This is a genomic window from Mucilaginibacter corticis (assembly GCF_007558865.1).
Taxonomy (GTDB): domain Bacteria; phylum Bacteroidota; class Bacteroidia; order Sphingobacteriales; family Sphingobacteriaceae; genus Mucilaginibacter; species Mucilaginibacter corticis.
Map to the genome: position 1 here is coordinate 168,693 of NZ_VLPK01000004.1, position 17,050 is coordinate 185,742.

At 41.0% G+C, this 17,050-nt stretch carries 15 protein-coding genes; 11 read left to right on the forward strand and 4 right to left on the reverse strand.

Features of this window, described 5'->3' with window-relative positions:
- Nucleotides 1–38 precede the first annotated feature (38 nt).
- From porL to porN, 3 genes are read left to right on the forward strand one after another with little or no spacing between them, the layout of a single operon-like run.
- On the forward strand, nt 39–842 hold the full coding sequence (porL, locus tag FO440_RS19385) for a type IX secretion system motor protein PorL/GldL (RefSeq protein ID WP_144249952.1): 804 nt from the start codon (nt 39–41) through the stop codon (nt 840–842).
- Between the two features lie 47 nt (nt 843–889).
- Nucleotides 890–2,428, forward strand: a complete 1,539-nt coding sequence (porM, locus tag FO440_RS19390) for a type IX secretion system motor protein PorM/GldM (RefSeq protein WP_144249953.1) — start codon at nt 890–892, stop codon at nt 2,426–2,428.
- A gap of 6 nt (nt 2,429–2,434) precedes the next feature.
- Nucleotides 2,435–3,412, forward strand: coding sequence for a type IX secretion system ring subunit PorN/GldN (gene porN / locus FO440_RS19395; protein ID WP_144249954.1), 978 nt, complete (start codon nt 2,435–2,437; stop codon nt 3,410–3,412).
- 75 nt (nt 3,413–3,487) lie between these two features.
- Here the strand turns inward: porN and uvrC are convergent, their stop codons facing one another.
- The 4 genes from uvrC to porW form a co-directional block, all read right to left on the reverse strand.
- A complete protein-coding gene (gene uvrC, locus FO440_RS19400) occupies nt 3,488–5,347 on the reverse strand; it encodes an excinuclease ABC subunit UvrC (RefSeq protein ID WP_144249955.1) in 1,860 nt (619 codons plus the stop codon).
- Nucleotides 5,348–5,525: 178 nt separating this feature from the next.
- On the reverse strand, nt 5,526–5,750 hold the full coding sequence (locus FO440_RS24750; RefSeq protein WP_222104023.1) for a four helix bundle protein: 225 nt from the start codon (nt 5,748–5,750) through the stop codon (nt 5,526–5,528).
- Between the two features lie 60 nt (nt 5,751–5,810).
- A complete protein-coding gene (locus FO440_RS19410) occupies nt 5,811–8,063 on the reverse strand; it encodes a transglycosylase domain-containing protein (protein WP_144249956.1) in 2,253 nt (750 codons plus the stop codon).
- Nucleotides 8,063–10,885 (reverse strand): type IX secretion system periplasmic lipoprotein PorW/SprE, encoded by a 2,823-nt coding sequence (porW, locus tag FO440_RS19415; protein ID WP_144249957.1) that lies wholly within the window; start codon nt 10,883–10,885, stop codon nt 8,063–8,065. Before porW ends, FO440_RS19410 begins: the two co-directional genes overlap by 1 nt.
- 71 nt (nt 10,886–10,956) lie before the next feature.
- On the opposite strand from porW, the gene FO440_RS19420 reads away from it, so the two are divergent.
- The 8 genes from FO440_RS19420 (at nt 10,957) to atpG (ending at nt 16,821) form a co-directional block, all read left to right on the forward strand.
- Entirely contained in the window at nt 10,957–11,187 is a 231-nt protein-coding gene (locus FO440_RS19420) for an AtpZ/AtpI family protein (protein ID WP_144249958.1), read from the forward strand.
- Complete coding sequence (locus FO440_RS19425) at nt 11,184–11,570, forward strand: hypothetical protein (protein ID WP_144249959.1); 387 nt, start codon at nt 11,184–11,186, stop codon at nt 11,568–11,570. Before FO440_RS19420 ends, FO440_RS19425 begins: the two co-directional genes overlap by 4 nt.
- A gap of 32 nt (nt 11,571–11,602) precedes the next feature.
- Nucleotides 11,603–12,643 (forward strand): F0F1 ATP synthase subunit A, encoded by a 1,041-nt coding sequence (gene atpB / locus FO440_RS19430; RefSeq protein WP_246104276.1) that lies wholly within the window; start codon nt 11,603–11,605, stop codon nt 12,641–12,643.
- A gap of 46 nt (nt 12,644–12,689) precedes the next feature.
- The gene (gene atpE, locus FO440_RS19435; protein ID WP_144249961.1) at nt 12,690–12,899 is read left to right on the forward strand and encodes an ATP synthase F0 subunit C; all 210 of its coding nucleotides are present in this window, start codon (nt 12,690–12,692) and stop codon (nt 12,897–12,899) included.
- A 92-nt stretch (nt 12,900–12,991) separates the two neighbouring features.
- Nucleotides 12,992–13,486, forward strand: a complete 495-nt coding sequence (gene atpF / locus FO440_RS19440; protein WP_144249962.1) for a F0F1 ATP synthase subunit B — start codon at nt 12,992–12,994, stop codon at nt 13,484–13,486.
- A gap of 138 nt (nt 13,487–13,624) precedes the next feature.
- Entirely contained in the window at nt 13,625–14,170 is a 546-nt protein-coding gene (atpH, locus tag FO440_RS19445; protein ID WP_144249963.1) for an ATP synthase F1 subunit delta, read from the forward strand.
- A 33-nt stretch (nt 14,171–14,203) separates the two neighbouring features.
- Nucleotides 14,204–15,781, forward strand: a complete 1,578-nt coding sequence (gene atpA, locus FO440_RS19450) for a F0F1 ATP synthase subunit alpha (RefSeq protein ID WP_144249964.1) — start codon at nt 14,204–14,206, stop codon at nt 15,779–15,781.
- A 134-nt stretch (nt 15,782–15,915) separates the two neighbouring features.
- Nucleotides 15,916–16,821 carry an ATP synthase F1 subunit gamma gene (gene atpG / locus FO440_RS19455; protein ID WP_144249965.1) on the forward strand — a complete coding sequence of 302 codons (906 nt, stop codon included), beginning with the start codon at nt 15,916–15,918 and terminating at the stop codon, nt 16,819–16,821.
- The last annotated feature ends 229 nt before the right edge of the window (nt 16,822–17,050 follow it).

Consider the following 17,050-nt stretch of genomic DNA (forward strand, 5'->3'; position numbering starts at 1 on the left):
TTAAAACTTAAAACTAAAATATACTTATACGAATTTTTATGGCAGGAAAAAAACAACCATACGGAATTAATAACGTTGTATCCTGGGGTGCAACAGTGGTTATTATTGGCTTATTGTTTAAAATACAACACTTGCCGTTTGGCGGGTTATTTATCTCTATCGGATTAGGTGCAGAAGCCATATTATTCTTTATCCTTGGTTTTCAACGTGAAGAAGTTGAAATTGACTGGACCAAAGCTTACCCTGAATTAGCACACGATTATACCGGCGAATTACCAAAGGCAGCAGCAAGACCAGCTATCAGCGGTGGCGTTTCAACTACAGCTGCTTTAGATAAAATGCTTGAAGATGCTAAAATCGGACCTGAACTGGTAGGCAGCCTTGCTGAAGGTTTAAGAACTTTTGGTGATAAAGTTAACTCGATATCAAAAGTAGCAGACGCGGGTGAAGCCACTACAGCTTTTACAACTAAAGTAAAACAGGCAACTGACAGCTACGATAAGCTATCATCATCATTTGAGAAAGCATCAGGTAATTTATTGGAACTGGCTAACACAAATGTTGATTCAAAAGCATACCATGACCAGGTGAACAGCTTAGCTAAAAACCTTTCGGCATTAAACGCCGTGTATGAATTAGAGTTACAAGACTCAAGTGCACATTTAAAATCAATGAACAAGTTTTATCAAAACCTGTCATTGACCATGAATAACTTTAATGAATCATTAGAAGATTCAAAACAATTTAAAGACGAAGTGGGCCGCTTAGCTAAAAACCTGTCATCATTAAATGCTATTTATGGTAACATGTTAACAGCAATGAACGCGCCTCGCCAGGCATAATTTAGTTAGATAACAGGATTTTTAATACTAAAAAAGATATATAACAAATGGCTGGAGGTAAACAGACCCCAAGGCAGCGGATGATGGGTATTTTATACCTGGTTTTGCTGGGCCTTATTGCCCTTGATGTACCTGATAGCTTGCTTGATGCTTTTAAAAACATCAGCGACAGTTTAACGGCGTCAAAAAGTAACGTGGAAACCGGTATTAACAATACTTTTAGCTCTTTTGAAAAAACCAAGTTAAAGGAACAGCCGGATAGGGCAAAGCCTATTTACGAAAGAGCCGAAAAAGCTAAAAAACTGGCTGATGACCTTAACACTTATGTAGAATCGTTGAAAAAGATGCTTTCTGATGAGACAGGCGGTATAGATGAGGCTACTAATGATTATAAAGGAAGAGAGAACCTTGACGTATCTGTTGACTTAATGGTTAACAGGAAGAGAAATGCGTACGAGTTATCTAAAAGAATTAATGAAACACGTGAAGAATTACTGGCATTGTTAAATGCTAAAGACCGTGCAACAGTAAAACTGCCATTGGTTACGTTACCACCGCCACACAGAACAGGTTTCCAGGATAAAAGCTGGGAACAGGCAAACTTTGGTGAAGGTATGCCAATGGGCGCGGCAATGACCGGTTTAACTAAGATCCAATCGGATATTAAAAATGCCGAGAATGAGGTTGTTAAAAAGATCTTGGGTGAAGTTGATGTAGCGGTTGTTAACCTTGATCAGTTCTCGGCCGTAGCAGTTGCACCTACAAGCTATGTTTTGGTAGGTCAGCCGTACACAGCCGAAGTGTTTTTGACTGCGTCAGATTCTAAATCATCACCAACTATTACTGTTGATGGCAGCAAGGTACCTACAGAAGCCGGCCGTGGTAAATATACCGGCAGTACAGGTAGCGAAGGTGTACATACCTGGATAGGTACCATCTCTGTTAAACAGAATGATGGTTCTATGAAAACTTACACTACAGCGCCGCAAACTTATACGGTTGCAAGGCCATCGGCAGTGGTATCACCTGATAAAATGAATGTATTATACATTGGTGTACCAAACCCTGTTTCGGTATCGGCACCGGGTATTGCTAAAAAAGATCTTAAAGTAGGTATAAGCAGCGGTAGTATTTCGCCGTCAGGCAATGGCTATACAGTAACTGTTAGCTCACCGGGTACTACTACTATCAATGTATCGGGAGAGGTTTCAAAAGGTAAAGTTATGGCTTTAGGCTCAACTTTGTTCCGTGTAAAACGTATCCCTGACCCTAAGGCGCAGTTTGCCGGCAAATCTGGTGGTACAACCAGTGCTGCAAACATTAAAGCGCAGGACGCTGTTTTTGCCAAATTAGAGAACTTTGAGTTCGACGCTAAGTTTAACGTTACCCGTTTTACCTTACTGGTAATAAAGCCACGCCAGGATCCTTTGGTTTTTTCAGGAAGCAGCAATCAGTTAACCAGTGCAATGCATACAGCAATGAGTTCTGTAACACCGGGATCGACGGTAGTATTTAAAGATATTATAGCGGTAGGCCCTGATGGTACGCAACGCGGCTTAGAGAATATTGTGTTATTTGCAAATTAAGAGCATATGAAAAAGAGATTTTTAATAGTTGTACTTTGTTTAGCTTGTGTGGCATCGTTCGCGCAGACTAAAAAGAGAAAAACTACAGCTAAAAAAACTACCAGGACGACCCGAGCAACTCCGCCGCCTAATAAACAGACGTCGATGGTTGATACAACCAAGAAAATAGCTGACGCGCCTATAACTGCCGATCCTGCAAAACCTTTTGACAGGCCTTTGGATGGTTATTATAAAAAAGTAAACATCCAGAACGCCAGGGTAACACCATATCCTGCCGTACGCGAATCAGACATTGTATATTCAAAACGTGTTTGGGAAGAAATTGATGTACGCGAAAAAATGAATAATTATCTTGCTTCGCCAAAAGGAAGATTAATTGACGTTTTAATGAATGCCATAGCCGCGGGCGAGCTTACTGCTTATGACCCCGTTCCAACAAAGGATGATCCGAATGGCGATGGTTTTGCTACGCCTTTGACTCCCGGAAAAGCCAAAGCCAAGTTGGCCGATAGTTCATTGGTAGAAAGCTTTGATAAAAAAACCGGCGAAAAAACCGGCTCAAAAATGGTTGCCGGCGAGTTTCAACCGGATAGCATTGTTAAATTCCGTATTAAAGAAGATTGGCTTTTCGACAAACAGCGTTCTGTATGGGAGCCGCGTATTATCGGTATAGCGCCAATGATCAAACAAAAAGTAGAAGGTTCAACCTTAGCGCTTGATTACCAGCCGGCATTCTGGATCTATTTCCCTGCTGCCCGCCAGATCTTGGTTACTAAAGAAGCCTTTAACCGCAATAATGATGCTACAGATCTTAGCTTTGACGACGTATTCCTGAAACGCTTGTTCCATGGTTACGTAGTAAAAGTATCTAACGATAAAGACGAACGTATAAAAGATTACGCCATCGGTATTGACCGCTTATATGAATCTGAACGGATCAAGAAATCCCTTATGGACTGGGAACTTAATTTGTGGCAGTACTAATTTTGGAGATTAGAGATTAGTTAATTAGAGATTAGTCTTATTAGATATTAAAAGATAAAGCCCCGAATCGGGGCTTTATCTTTTAATATTGTTGCTGTCATCCTGAGCGATAGCGAAGGATGACAATGGGGCCTCCTCGCCGCCATTAAAGTATGCTACAATGGCTTTGGCTTGTTTGGTGTTCACCACTTCCTGCAACACTTCTTCATTTGCCTCACGGATCTTCTTTACAGATTTAAAGTATTTCAACAATTTTTCGGCAGTGGTTTTGCCTATGCCTTCAATCAGTTCAAGTTCGGTGGCCAGTGTGCCTTTGTCGCGTTTTTTACGGTGGAAGGTAATACCGAAGCGGTGCGCCTCGTCGCGTAAATGTTGTATAACTTTTAAAGTTTCAGATTTTTTATCCAAATACATAGGGTACTGGTCTCCCGGGTAAAAGAGTTCTTCCAGTCGTTTGGCTATGCCAATAACAGTAACTTGTTTTTCTATCCCCAACAGTTTTAAACTCTTCATGGCTGATGATAACTGGCCCTTACCACCATCAATGATGACAAGTTGAGGTAATCCGGTGTCTTCATCCAAAACCCTGCGGTAGCGCCTAAAAACAGCCTCTTCCATTGTGGCAAAGTCATTTGGCCCTTCTACTGTCTTTACGTTAAAATGTCGGTAGTCTTTTTTTGATGGTTTACCATCCTTAAACACCACAATCGCTGATACCGGATATTTACCCTGGAAGTTAGAGTTATCAAAGCATTCAATATGGCGCGGCAACTGGTTCATGCGCAGATCCTTCATCATTTGCGTAAGCAAGCGTTCGGTACGGATCTCCGGGTTCAACTTTTCGTACTGATCTATCCGTTCTTTTTTAAAGAACTGCACATTCTTTTGTGACAGGTCAAGCAGTTTTCTTTTCTCGCCCAGTTTAGGTACGGTAAATTTTAAAGCATTGTCCTCAAGGTTGATTTTAAAGGGTACAATGATCTCTTTCGAGTCGCTGTTATAACGGCTGCGGAACTCGATAATAGCCAGTTCAAGCAACTCCTCATCGCTTTCGTCAAGACGTTTTTTTAACTCAATGGTTTGTGTTTGGATGATAGTGCCGTTCATCACCTTTAAAAAGTTAACAAAGGCTATCTTTTCTTCGGATGCTATGCTGAACACATCAACATCGGTAATAGATGAATTTACAACGGTAGATTTACTTTGGTAATTCTCCAATAGATCAAACTTGCGTTTTAAACGGTGTGCAAGCTCATAATTCATACTGCTGATTGCACCGTCCATTTCGGCTTTCATTTTGCGCAGTACCGTACCTATCTTACCATTCAGGATATCTTTTATTTCTTCAATGCTGTTGGCGTAATCTTCTTCTGTTTGAAAATTCTGGCAGGGTCCTTTGCAATTACCTAACTGGTACTCTAAACACACCTTAAACTTGCCGGCCTCGATATTGGCGCGGCTAAGTGCCAGGTTGCAAGTGCGCAGGGGGTAGGTTTCTTTTATCAGCCCTAAAATAGCGTGCATCATGCTTACAGAGGCATAAGGGCCAAGGTATTTTGAACCATCCTTAACTATACGCCTTGTCCAGAATATGCGCGGATAATTCTCGTTTTTAATAATGATCCAGGGATAGGTTTTGTCATCCTTAAGCATCACATTATAACGCGGCTGGTGCTTTTTTATCAGGCTGTTTTCAAGCAGCCAGGCATCAACTTCGGTATCAACAATAGTAAATGTAATGTTGCGGATCTTTGATACCAGCACCCGCGTTTTGGCATTTACATTGGCGTCTTTATTAAAGTAAGAAGTAACACGGTTACGCAGGTCTTTAGCCTTACCTATGTATATAAGCTCTTTTTCCTCATTCCAGTATTGATAAACCCCGGGTTTATGAGGGATGTTTTTTAATGCCGCACGATAGTCGAAAGAGTTCATTAGTTCAATTGTTCATTAGTTTATTGGTCCTGTTTTGCGGGATTAAGTTTACCAATAAACTTGAGGTAAGCGTTTAATTTAAGATGAATGCTTTGTAATTTCTCAAATAGCTCATTAAACTGTTATTCAGATAATAAGTTTCTGTTCTTTGATTTTTTTAGCCAGCCTTTTGTCTCTATTATTGATCCCCTGCTGAATAGCAGAAGTTTCTATTTTCTTTGTAGTGAAACCTGCCATATCCCTCCGCAATATTAGCACTAATGGAATCAGCAGAACGGACAATTTGTTTTCCAACAGTATCTTTCGCAAAATAATCCCACCCATTTACAATGAACCAAATTTCATCGCTGAAACTTTCGGCTAATTGATATACTTCCAGGTCTTCGAGATTATGGTAACTCATAAATAATTTATCGAACTATCCACCAATGAACTAATGAGCCAGTGAACCAATGAACAATATTTAAAAACTCAATTTCTTATCCACATCATTGGTGCTTTTTTGATCCTGGTTATAAACGCCACAGTCAAGTACCATAGAGAGGCCTTTTTTAGGCAATTCAAAATCCTGGTTTGCTTTTATACCCAACGATTCATCAGCATAAACCTTTTTAAGATAATAACCAAAGATAGGCAATGCCGAGTTTGAGCCCTCGCCCATGCGGGTGGTACGGAAGTGAAAATCGCGGTTCTCGCAGCCTGTCCAGACACCGGTAACTAATTTAGGGGTAATGCCAATAAACCAACCGTCAGAGTTTTCCTGAGTAGTGCCGGTTTTGCCACCTATCGGATTAGTAAAACGGCCGTATCCCTCATGCCACCTCAACCTGTTACCGGTAGCGCCCGTCATATCCACTACGCTCCGTAGCATATCCACCATTACATAGGCGTTTTGCTCGTTCATTACCTGTTTAACTTTTGGCGTGTGGGTATACAACAGGTTGCCGTTTTTATCTTCAATACGCAATAGATAGGTAGGCTCTGTCCACACGCCATGATTAACAAATGTTGAATAGGCCGCTGTCATATCCATTACGGTAGCATCAAAAACACCCAGGCAGATACTTGGATAAGCAGGTACATCATTATGAATGCCCAGTCTTTTGATCAGTTCGGCAACCGGTTCAGGGTGTACTTCATTCATGATGTAAGCCGTCACCCAGTTTTGCGAATGAGCCAGCGCCTGACGCAAAGTAATCTTCCCCTGCAGCGTCTCTAATGGAGATGATCCAGGTGTCCATGGCCCACTACCATACCCAGTAATAGTTACAGGAACGTTGTCTACCGGGAAGCATGGCGAATAACCATTATCAATGGCAACAGCATAAGTGAATGGTTTAGCGGTTGATCCTACCTGGCGCGCACCTTGCTTTACCTGGTCGTACTTAAAATGCTCAAAATTAATACCGCCTACCCATGCCTTAACAAAGCCAGTGGTAGGGTCCATGCTCATTACCGCGTTACGCAACAACATTTTGCAGTAAACAATTGAGTCTACAGGTTTCATCACTGTATCAATATCTCCACGCCAGGTAAACAGGTTCAAAGTGTCTTTGGTATAAAAATTATGCATGATCTCTTCTTCAGATAACCCATCCGATTTTAACTCGCGATAACGGTCAGACTGATGGATGCCCTGATCTATCAACAGCTTATAATTCTTTATTTTTTCTGATAGTTTGACACCATGCCATTGCGTATTAAACTGGTTCTGCAGATCGCGCATGTACTTTTGCTGCGCCTCTTCGGCATATTGCTGCATCTTCGAGTTAAGCGTGGTATATATTTTCAGGCCGTCGCGGTCAATATCATAAGGTGTACCATCTGCTTTGGTTAATGTTGACAGGATGTTTTTAATATCATCCTTTAAAACCGACCTGAAATAGGGTGCCAGGCCTTCGTTGTGATCCGTCTGGTGGTAATCTAAGCCCAAAGGTTTTGCCTGGTATTCGGCCGCTTGTCCGTCACTGATAAAACCTTCGTCCGCCATCCGTTTCAAAGTGAAGTTACGATTGCTCTTTGCCCTGTCGGGATGCCTTACCGGCGAGTTTTTGGTGGGAGCGGTCAGCATTTGGATCAGCGTAGCTGCCTGGTCGGCCTTTAAATTGGCAGGCGTAGTATTAAAATAGGTTTGCGCTGCAGATGCTATACCAAAGGTATTTGAGCCGAAATCAACCGTATTTAAATACATGGTAATGATCTCTTGCTTGGTATAGTGTTTTTCAATACGTACCGCAATGATCAGTTCCTGTAGCTTTTGGATGAACCTTTTTAAAGGATTTTTAGCCCGGGCATGGTCTGAAAAAAGATTCAGCGCCAATTGTTGGGTAATAGTACTTGCACCTTGTTTTTTACCTACAAGGTTATAAGGGATAATAGAAAATGTGCGCCAAAAATCAATACCTGAATGGGCATAAAAATGATTGTCTTCTTTAGCTACCAACGCGTTTATAACATCAGGCGAGATCTCTTTGTAAGTTACGCTTGAGCGGTTTTTAAAATAGTATTTACCGATGATCTGCTTATCAGACGAAATGATCTCTGAAGCCTGGTCGCTTTTTGGGTTTTCAAGGTCGCGCAGCGATGGCAGGGTGCCAAAAACACCAAGCGTTGTAAGCCCTATCAATATTACTACAAATGCAAAACAGCCTATAAAAAACTTCCAGATGTACCAGTTGTATCTCTTTATATCCTGCTGGGATAATTTAGTTATCATTATTTTAATAGGGTTTGTTGATAATATTCAATATAGTCATCCAATATTTTCTTGGCCGCTAATTTATCCAGATTTTCTTGTGTTATGATAAAAAAACTGTATTTATCGGCAGGCACTTTCATTATCTGCGGCATCAGCGGGATAATTGCCCGTGCATAATCTTTGGCGGTTGCTAAACTGTAAAAGCGGCCCACATAGATCAACTGGTTATCAGGCCCGGCATTTTTTAGCTGATGTTTAATGGTGTTTTCCCTGAAATTTACACGATTAAATTGTCCTATCCCAAAACGCGACGACGACAGATCTGTTGTGCTGGTGCTAACATTTACCACAAAATAGTAATTGGTACTGTCGCGATTTGAAAATAGGGCAGATATAACTTTTTTCTCCGCAGGCTTTACCACAACGGTTGCCTGTACAGCAGGTTTGTTTTCAACTATCTTTTCTTCAACTTTTTTCTCCGCAGGTTTTTCTACAGGTTTATCGTTTGCTGCTACAAATTGGCGATGACGGTTAAACACGGCATCCTTTTGGTATTCGACAGGTGGTGTAAAGTATGCGCCTGTTGTGTCGGCATTCATTATGGCAAATTCTTGTGTTGCCAGTTGGGTTGCATTGGTGTCCACATAAGCAAGGTGTTGTTTAACCAGGGGCGTAATTAATTTATCACCGGGATAATTGGTAACCAGTTGCTGCAGTTCGGAACGGAAAGGTGCAACTTTCTCTGAATGCCCGGCAGATATTACGCGTAAATAAGCCAGCTGTGACGTTCGGTTATTGTCCGGGAAACGCTTTAACAAACTGTCGACACTATTAACAACCTGGCCGTATTTTTTTTGGCTGTATAAGTCATACACTTTATTATAAACCTCGTTAAACTGTGCGTCTTTATCATTCAGCTTTTTGCTGTACTCAGGGTCGATGATCACTTTGGCAAAAACAGTTTCAGGATACTCTTTTAATAGCCTGTTTTTATAATCGGCAGATTTATTGGCGTCGATATCAATATACAGCCTGTATAAACTATAATATATAGGTGCCTTATTATTGTCATTTGGGAATTTGCTTAACAGCAACTCATAATTGGCAATGGCTTCTTTTTTATCCTCTAAAATATCGCGGTAAAAATTGGCTATATCCAAATACGCGTTATAGATGCGTGTGTTTGACTGCAGTAACAGCACAGGTGTTAGCGGCAGATCGCGCAGAAGCGATTGTCTATACCCGGCCGCCGATATATCTGCCACACTTTTTTTCATATCGGCCTGTAAAGCATCCGGGTCGTTACCCGAGGATAACGCTACTGTTGGCGCAGGGATATTACTGCTGACTCCTTTATTTGCCCGTCGCCAGTTATCCTCTAGTTTACGGTTGCCCCACTTACGTTTAAAGTCGGTATAGCCCTGGCTTACCGCAGTTGCATTGTAAAAGTAAAAACTGCTGCCCGTAGCGGCTTTGCCGGTTGGGGTGCTTAGGTTATTGGTAAACGCGGCGTTTGCGGCGGCTATGGTATTATTGGCTGCTACGGCTTGTTGCTGTAACGTATGCGCGGTAACCATTGCATCAATGGCTTTTAAGCGGGCAGGCTCATCCATGCCGGCCAAGCGTTGCAGGGTATCCTCTCGGGCAATGATCTGTAATTTATCAACCAATACCTGCAGGTTATTACTTTTTTTGCGGATAGTTTGATACCCCGGGTAATTTACCGACAGGTTAATTAAGGTACTGTCGTAATATTTTTTTGCGTTAACATAATCGGCTTTGGTGCTAAAGTCAATGTCGGCAATGCGCAAATAGGAGAGGCCTTTTTGGTTTTGATTTTTTAAACTGCTGCGTGCCGATAGCTTATAATATTTTAACGCGTTATCAATATCCTTATTTGCCGCATAAATCTCTGCAACCTGGTAATAGATCTGGTCGTTAAAATCTACGTTGTTCTCATCCTTAAATAAACTCAATAATAAATTAATGCGATTGATCTTAATGCCGTTACGCATATCATTGATACGGATGCGGTTTAAATTGGCATTAAAAGCCATCTCGAACGATGCATTACTTTTTACAATGCGGGTATAGCTAAGCAGCGCGTCGTTGGTTTCATTATTCAATTCCTGCAGTTGACCCAGGATGAAAGTCCAGCGTAGTTTATCGTTGATATTACTACTATATTGTATCGCTTTTTTTGCTGATACTTCGGCATCAATATAGTTTTTGGTATTGATATCGTATTGCAAGGCAGCGGCGTAGATAGTTGCCGGCAGGTGTTTTTTAATGGAATCAGCTAATAAAAAAGCCGAATCAAGTGTATGCTTAGCCTCTGTTTTATTATCAAGATAGAGCAAGGAGCGCGTTTTCCAGGCGGCAGCTTCAATTACCAAATTTTTATCCTTGGGGAAGGACCGCATTACATAACTGAAAAACTCGACCGCGTTAAAAAACTTACCACCTAAAAAATTGGCTTTGCCTAATACCAGGTAAGCGTTGCCAATGTATTTGCTTTGCTCTTTCTCATTAATAATAGTATTGGCCTTAAATATGGCGGCGTCAAGATCTTTGTCAGGCGCGTCGGTATGGGCAACGGTGTCCTGGTAAACACTTAGTATGTTGGTATATTGGTCAATATAAGTGCCGGCGTAGGTTTCTTGTTTCTGGCGAAGCAGTTCATTAGCATTATATAATATATTATAATGTGCGGTTAAATTTTGCATGGCACGGTTAAAACCGGTCTTTTTTTCAAAAGAACAACCGGCAGTAAACAAAACTGCTACCAATCCAAAAAAGACAACCTGCTTATTTACAAGGGATATAGAGATGCGCTTCAAATTAAATACTTATTATAAAAGCATTGCTAATTTAGTAAACATTATGCAATAGGATTTAATAAATTTGCGGGATGGCAGAAAATGAACCAAACAATGGCGACAGCAGTAAGGACGCTGTAACCAATTACGCAAAGTTTGTTGGCGTAGCTTTCCAGATGCTGGCTATTATAGGCGTGTTTACTTATGTCGGCTACAAGATCGATCAAAGTGCAGGGCACGCCACTAAATGGGTTACTGCCGTGTTGTCTGTAGCAGGTGTATTCATATCATTATTCATTGTTATCAGATCTATAAAAAATTGAAAATCGCTCTTAAAATATTCCCGTTTTTAATATTTACCATATTATTGGCTGTTCCACCTGTATGTTTAATTTATTTTGGTGATAAAAGCTTATTAATACCACAGTTTTGGATATTATTTGCTTTTGTAGGCGGTTTAACCTTATTGGCCATAGTTGCCATATTGAAAGCCCAGTCTGTTAGCCCCGAATTGGGCACCCAGGCCTACATGGCAGCAACCGTTATCAAGCTACTGGCCTGCCTTGTTTTTGTATTGTTTTTATTTACGAAACATAAGGTTAACAGACCCGTTTTTGTGTACGATTTTTTCTATTTATATTTCTTAAATACGGGCTTTGAAGTTTATGTTTTGTTGTGTAACTTGCGCAACCAAAATTTAAAGTAAAAAACTTTATTTAGATGTATAAAAGTTCAATTTTGAAATCAAAAATTTTTAGAGGTTTACAGATTTTCTGCGTTTTTTTAACGCTGACAGCGTTTTTAACACCGGCATTTGCCCAGGAGAAACCCACCCAAGAACTTGAAAACGGCACTGAAAAGAAATTTGAGCCAAGCGAAGTAATTCTTGAGCATATTGCCGATTCGCACTACTTTCATATCGGTGGCGAGATCGCATTTCCGCTTCCGGTGATTTTATACACCGACAAAGGCCTGGAAATTTTCTCTTCAGAGCATTTTGATCACGGTCATGCTAACTATGCCGGAAAATATCATACTTATAGTTTAGTTAATGATAAGGTAACAATTACTGACGGAAGCGGCTCATTAACTGATCTTTCAATTACCCGTAATATAGTAAGTATGTGGATGTCTATTATTTTACTACTTATTATTTTCTTATCAGTTGCTTCGGCTTATAAAAAACGCGAAGGACAAGCGCCGAAAGGTCTGCAGTCTTTTATGGAGCCTATCATCCTGTTTGTACGTGATGATATTGCCCGCCCTAACATCGGTTACAAATACCAGCGTTTTATGCCGGTACTTTTAACCATGTTCTTTTTTATCTGGATCAATAACCTGATCGGCCTGGTGCCTTTCTTCCCGGGTGGTTCAAACTTAACCGGTAATATTGCGGTAACTTTAGTGCTTTCAGTTATTACCCTGTTTATGGTTAACCTAAACGGTAATAAACATTACTGGGCGCACGTATTTATCCCTGCCGATGTGCCAAAATGGATCTGGCCATTATGGTGGGTTATTGAGTTGGTAGGTATCATCTCTAAGCCATTTGCATTGATGATCCGTTTGTTTGCCAACATTACCGCGGGTCACATTATTGTATTAAGCCTGATCTCGTTAATTTTCGTTTTCAAATCAATAGCTATAGCACCGGTATCAGTAGCCTTCGTAGTATTTATGGATGTGCTGGAGTTATTGGTTGCTGCGTTGCAGGCGTTCATCTTTACATTGCTTACCGCACTGTTTATCGGTACAGCTATTGAAGAGGCGCACCACTAATTAGTAAATAATTATAATACATATATTAACTTTTAAATTTAAAACAATGATTGGAAGTATCGCTGCATTAGGTGCAGGTTTCGCAGTAATCGGTGCTGGTATTGGTATCGGACAAATCGGTGGTAAAGCCGTTGAAGGTATCGCTCGTCAGCCAGAAGCTGCTGCAAAAATCCAAACTGCAATGATTATCGCTGCTGCCCTTGTTGAGGGTGTTGCGCTTTTCGCTGTGGTAGTATCATTCTTAGGCTTGAAATAATCCTGAGACAAAAACATTAACCGTACCTGTAGCGGTTGGCAACAGGTGCGGTTATTTAAATTGATTTTTCACATATACTATATATAACGTAAATGAATTCATTAGTAACTCCGGATTGGGGTCTGGTACTTTGGACCACCGTATCGTTCTTTGTATTATTTCTGTTGTTAGCTAAATTTGCATGGAAGCCAATCATGTCGGCTATCACCGAAAGAGAGCGCAGCATTGAAGATTCATTGCTTAAAGCAGAGGCTGCTAAAGAAGAAATGGCTCGTTTAACCAACGAGAACGAAGCCTTGTTAAAACAAGCACGTGCAGAGCGCGATGTTATTTTACACGAAGCTAAAAAGGTTAAAGACCAGATTGTAAGCGACGCTAAAGAAACTGCACACAAAGAAGCTGCACGTATGATTGAGCTTGCTCGCGTTGAGATCAACAATCAAAAAGCTATCGCGATGGCTGACGTTAAAAACCAGGTTGCAACATTATCATTAGAGATTGCTGAGAAAGTATTGAAGCAACAACTTGCTGATCAGAAAAAACAAGACGAGTTGGTAAGCCAGCTTTTAAAAGAAGTAAAACTTTAATATCGGATTTCGTCCCGATCGCTATCGGGATCAATTTCTGATTTAGAAGTTGAACAAGCGAAATTTGAATAAGTAATATATACGTGAATTAAAGGATAAGTAAATTCGAAATTGAACATCCGAAATCCGAAATAAGAAATGTCAGAATTAACGGTAGCAGCCAGGTACGCCAAATCACTTATTGATCTTTCGCAAGAGCAAAAAGCACTTGACGATGTAAAAAATGATATGGTGTTTTTCCTGAAAACCTTAAAGGCAAACCCGCAACTGATAGCGGTTTTAAGTAACCCTATCATATCGCACATCAAGAAACTGAATATCCTTACAGATCTGTTTGAAGGTAAGGTTAGCAAAGTATCTATCGGCTTTTTTAAACTGATGATAAACAAAGACCGCGGTAATGTATTATATGCTACCTCGCAAGAGTTTATTAACCAGTATGATGTTTTAAAGAACATTACACAAGCTACCGTAGTATCTGCAACGGCTTTATCAGAAGCTAATAAAGCACAAATATTAGCTGAGGTAAAAGCGACAGTTGGCGGCGATGTAGTATTGGAAACTAAAGTTGACCCGGCGTTGATAGGTGGTTTTGTACTAACTGTTGGCGACAGGCAGATAGATACCAGTATTGCAAGTAACTTAAAGAAATTGAAAAAGAACTTTGCTCAGGGCATTGTTTAATAAATACGTAAAATCTCAAAATTAAAATAAACTATGGTAGAGGTAAGACCAGATGAAGTATCGGCAATTTTGCGTCAGCAGTTGGCGGGTTTCAAGTCAGAATCTGAATTAGAAGAAGTTGGTACCGTACTCCAGGTGGGTGACGGTATTGCACGCGTTTATGGTTTAACAAAAGTACAATCAGGTGAGTTGGTTGAGTTTGACAACGGGCTGCAAGGCATCGTGTTGAACTTGGAAGAAGATAACGTAGGTGTTGTATTATTGGGCCAGTCTGACGAAATTAAAGAAGGCGATACTGTAAAACGTACCAACAAAATTGCCTCTATTAAAGTAGGCGAAGGTATGTTAGGTCGTGTGGTTGACACTTTGGGTAACCCGATTGACGGTAAAGGCCCAATTGCCGGTCAAACCTACGAGATGCCTTTAGAGCGTAAAGCGCCGGGTGTAATTTACCGCCAGCCGGTAACCGAGCCTTTACAAACCGGTATTAAAGCTATCGACGCGATGATCCCTATCGGCCGCGGACAACGTGAGCTGGTTATCGGCGATCGTCAAACCGGTAAAACTGCCGTTTGTATCGATACCATTATCAATCAAAAAGAATTTTATGATGCCGGCAAACCGGTTATCTGTATATATGTGGCTTGCGGCCAGAAAGCTTCAACCGTTGCAAACATCGTTCGCGCGTTAGAAGAAAAAGGCGCTATGCCATACTCAATCATTGTTGCGGCTAACGCGTCAGACTCTGCTACCATGCAGTTCTTTGCTCCGTTTGCAGGTGCTGCTATCGGCGAGTACTTCCGCGATACCGGACGCCCTGCATTGATCGTTTATGATGACTTGTCAAAACAAGCGGTAGCTTACCGTGAGGTGTCTCTATTATTACGTCGTCCACCGGGCCGTGAGGCTTATCCTGGTGACGTATTTTACCTGCACAGCCGTTTATTAGAGCGTGCCGCTAAGATCAACGCCAATGATTCAATCGCACAAGCGATGAATGATTTGCCTGAGTCTATCCGTGGTATCGTAAAAGGTGGTGGTTCATTAACTGCATTGCCTATTATCGAAACACAAGCAGGTGACGTATCGGCTTACATCCCAACCAACGTAATTTCAATTACCGATGGTCAGATCTTCCTGGAGTCTAACTTGTTTAACGCAGGTGTTCGTCCGGCTATTAACGTAGGTATCTCGGTATCACGTGTGGGTGGTAACGCGCAGATCAAATCAATGAAGAAAGTAGCAGGTACTTTAAAACTTGACCAGGCTCAATACCGCGAGCTGGAGGCTTTCTCAAAATTTGGTTCAGACTTAGATGCTTCAACCAAAACCGTATTAGATAAAGGTGCCCGTAACGTAGAGATCCTTAAACAAGGCCAATACTCGCCGGTAACTGTTGAAAAACAAGTTGCTATTATTTACTTAGGTACTAAAAACTTAATGCGTAATGTACCTGTAAACAGGATCCGTGAGTTTGAAAGCGAGTTTACAACCCAGTTAGAGCAACGTCACCCGGAAGTACTTGCAGGCTTAAAAGCAGGTAAATTTGATGACTCTTTAACAAGCGTGCTTGAAACAGTTGCTAAAGAACTGTCAGCGAATTATAACTAATTAGATGTGAGACATGAGATGTGAGTATTGAGATAAATACTCACATCTTATAGAGATACAAAGAAACCCGGGATTGTATTTGATGAAATGAGCGAAATCTCAAATCTCAAATCTCAAATCTCAAATCTCAAAAAATGGCTAATTTAAAAGAAGTAAGAAACAGGATATCGTCGGTATCATCAACGCAGCAGATCACCAAGGCTATGAAAATGGTTTCGGCGGCTAAGCTGAAACGTGCTACCAATGCTATTGTACAATTACGCCCTTATGCAAATAAGCTGAAGGAATTATTGTCAAACTTGTCTGCAAGTTTAGAGGATGGTTCATCACCTTTTTTACAACAGCGCGAGCCGGTGCGTGTATTGGTTGTGGTTGTTTCATCAAACCGTGGCCTTGCAGGTGCTTTCAATACTAACGTTATAAAAACAGCTAATAACCTGATCGCTGAGAAATACAGCGACCAGTTAAAAGCAGGTAACGTTTCTATAGTAGCGGTAGGTAAAAAAGCGCAGGAGTTTTATGAGCGCCGTAAATACAACGTTATTGGCAACAATACCGAATTGTATAACGAGCTGAATTTCGCCAATGCTTCAAAGATCACCGAAAGTATCATGGACGGCTTTTTAAAAGGGCAGTATGATCGTGTTGAGATAGTTTACAACCATTTCAGAAACGCGGCAGTACAATACCTGCTCACTGAGCAATTGATACCGGTACCAAAATCCGAAGAGAAAAAAGAAGAGGTTGCTAAAGATAAAAATGCGGCACCAGCTGCGCAGGTTGATTATATCCTTGAGCCTTCTAAAGAAGAGATCATTGCCGAACTGATACCAAAGAACATCAAAATTCAGTTGTATCGCGCGGTGTTAGATTCTGTAGCATCTGAGCATGGTGCACGTATGACAGCCATGGATAAAGCGACAGAAAACGCAGGAGATCTGTTGAAAGCCCTGAAACTTTCATACAACCAGGCCCGCCAGGCAGCCATCACTACCGAGCTTACCGAGATAGTGAGCGGCGCTGCAGCGTTAGCAGGATAATCCCACCAACCCCCTGAAGGGGGAGTTGAATAACATAATTAAAAGGCTTCCCAAACCGGGAAGCCTTTTTGTTTTTAAACCTTTTGTCATTCTGAGCGATAGCGAAGAATCTGTGGACATTGCAATTGCCTCTCGATAGATGCTTCGTTTTTAATCCAACTAATTAATATTGACGTTACATTGGGTTACTTTTTACTCATATCCAGTATTAAATTAAAAACAACATTAG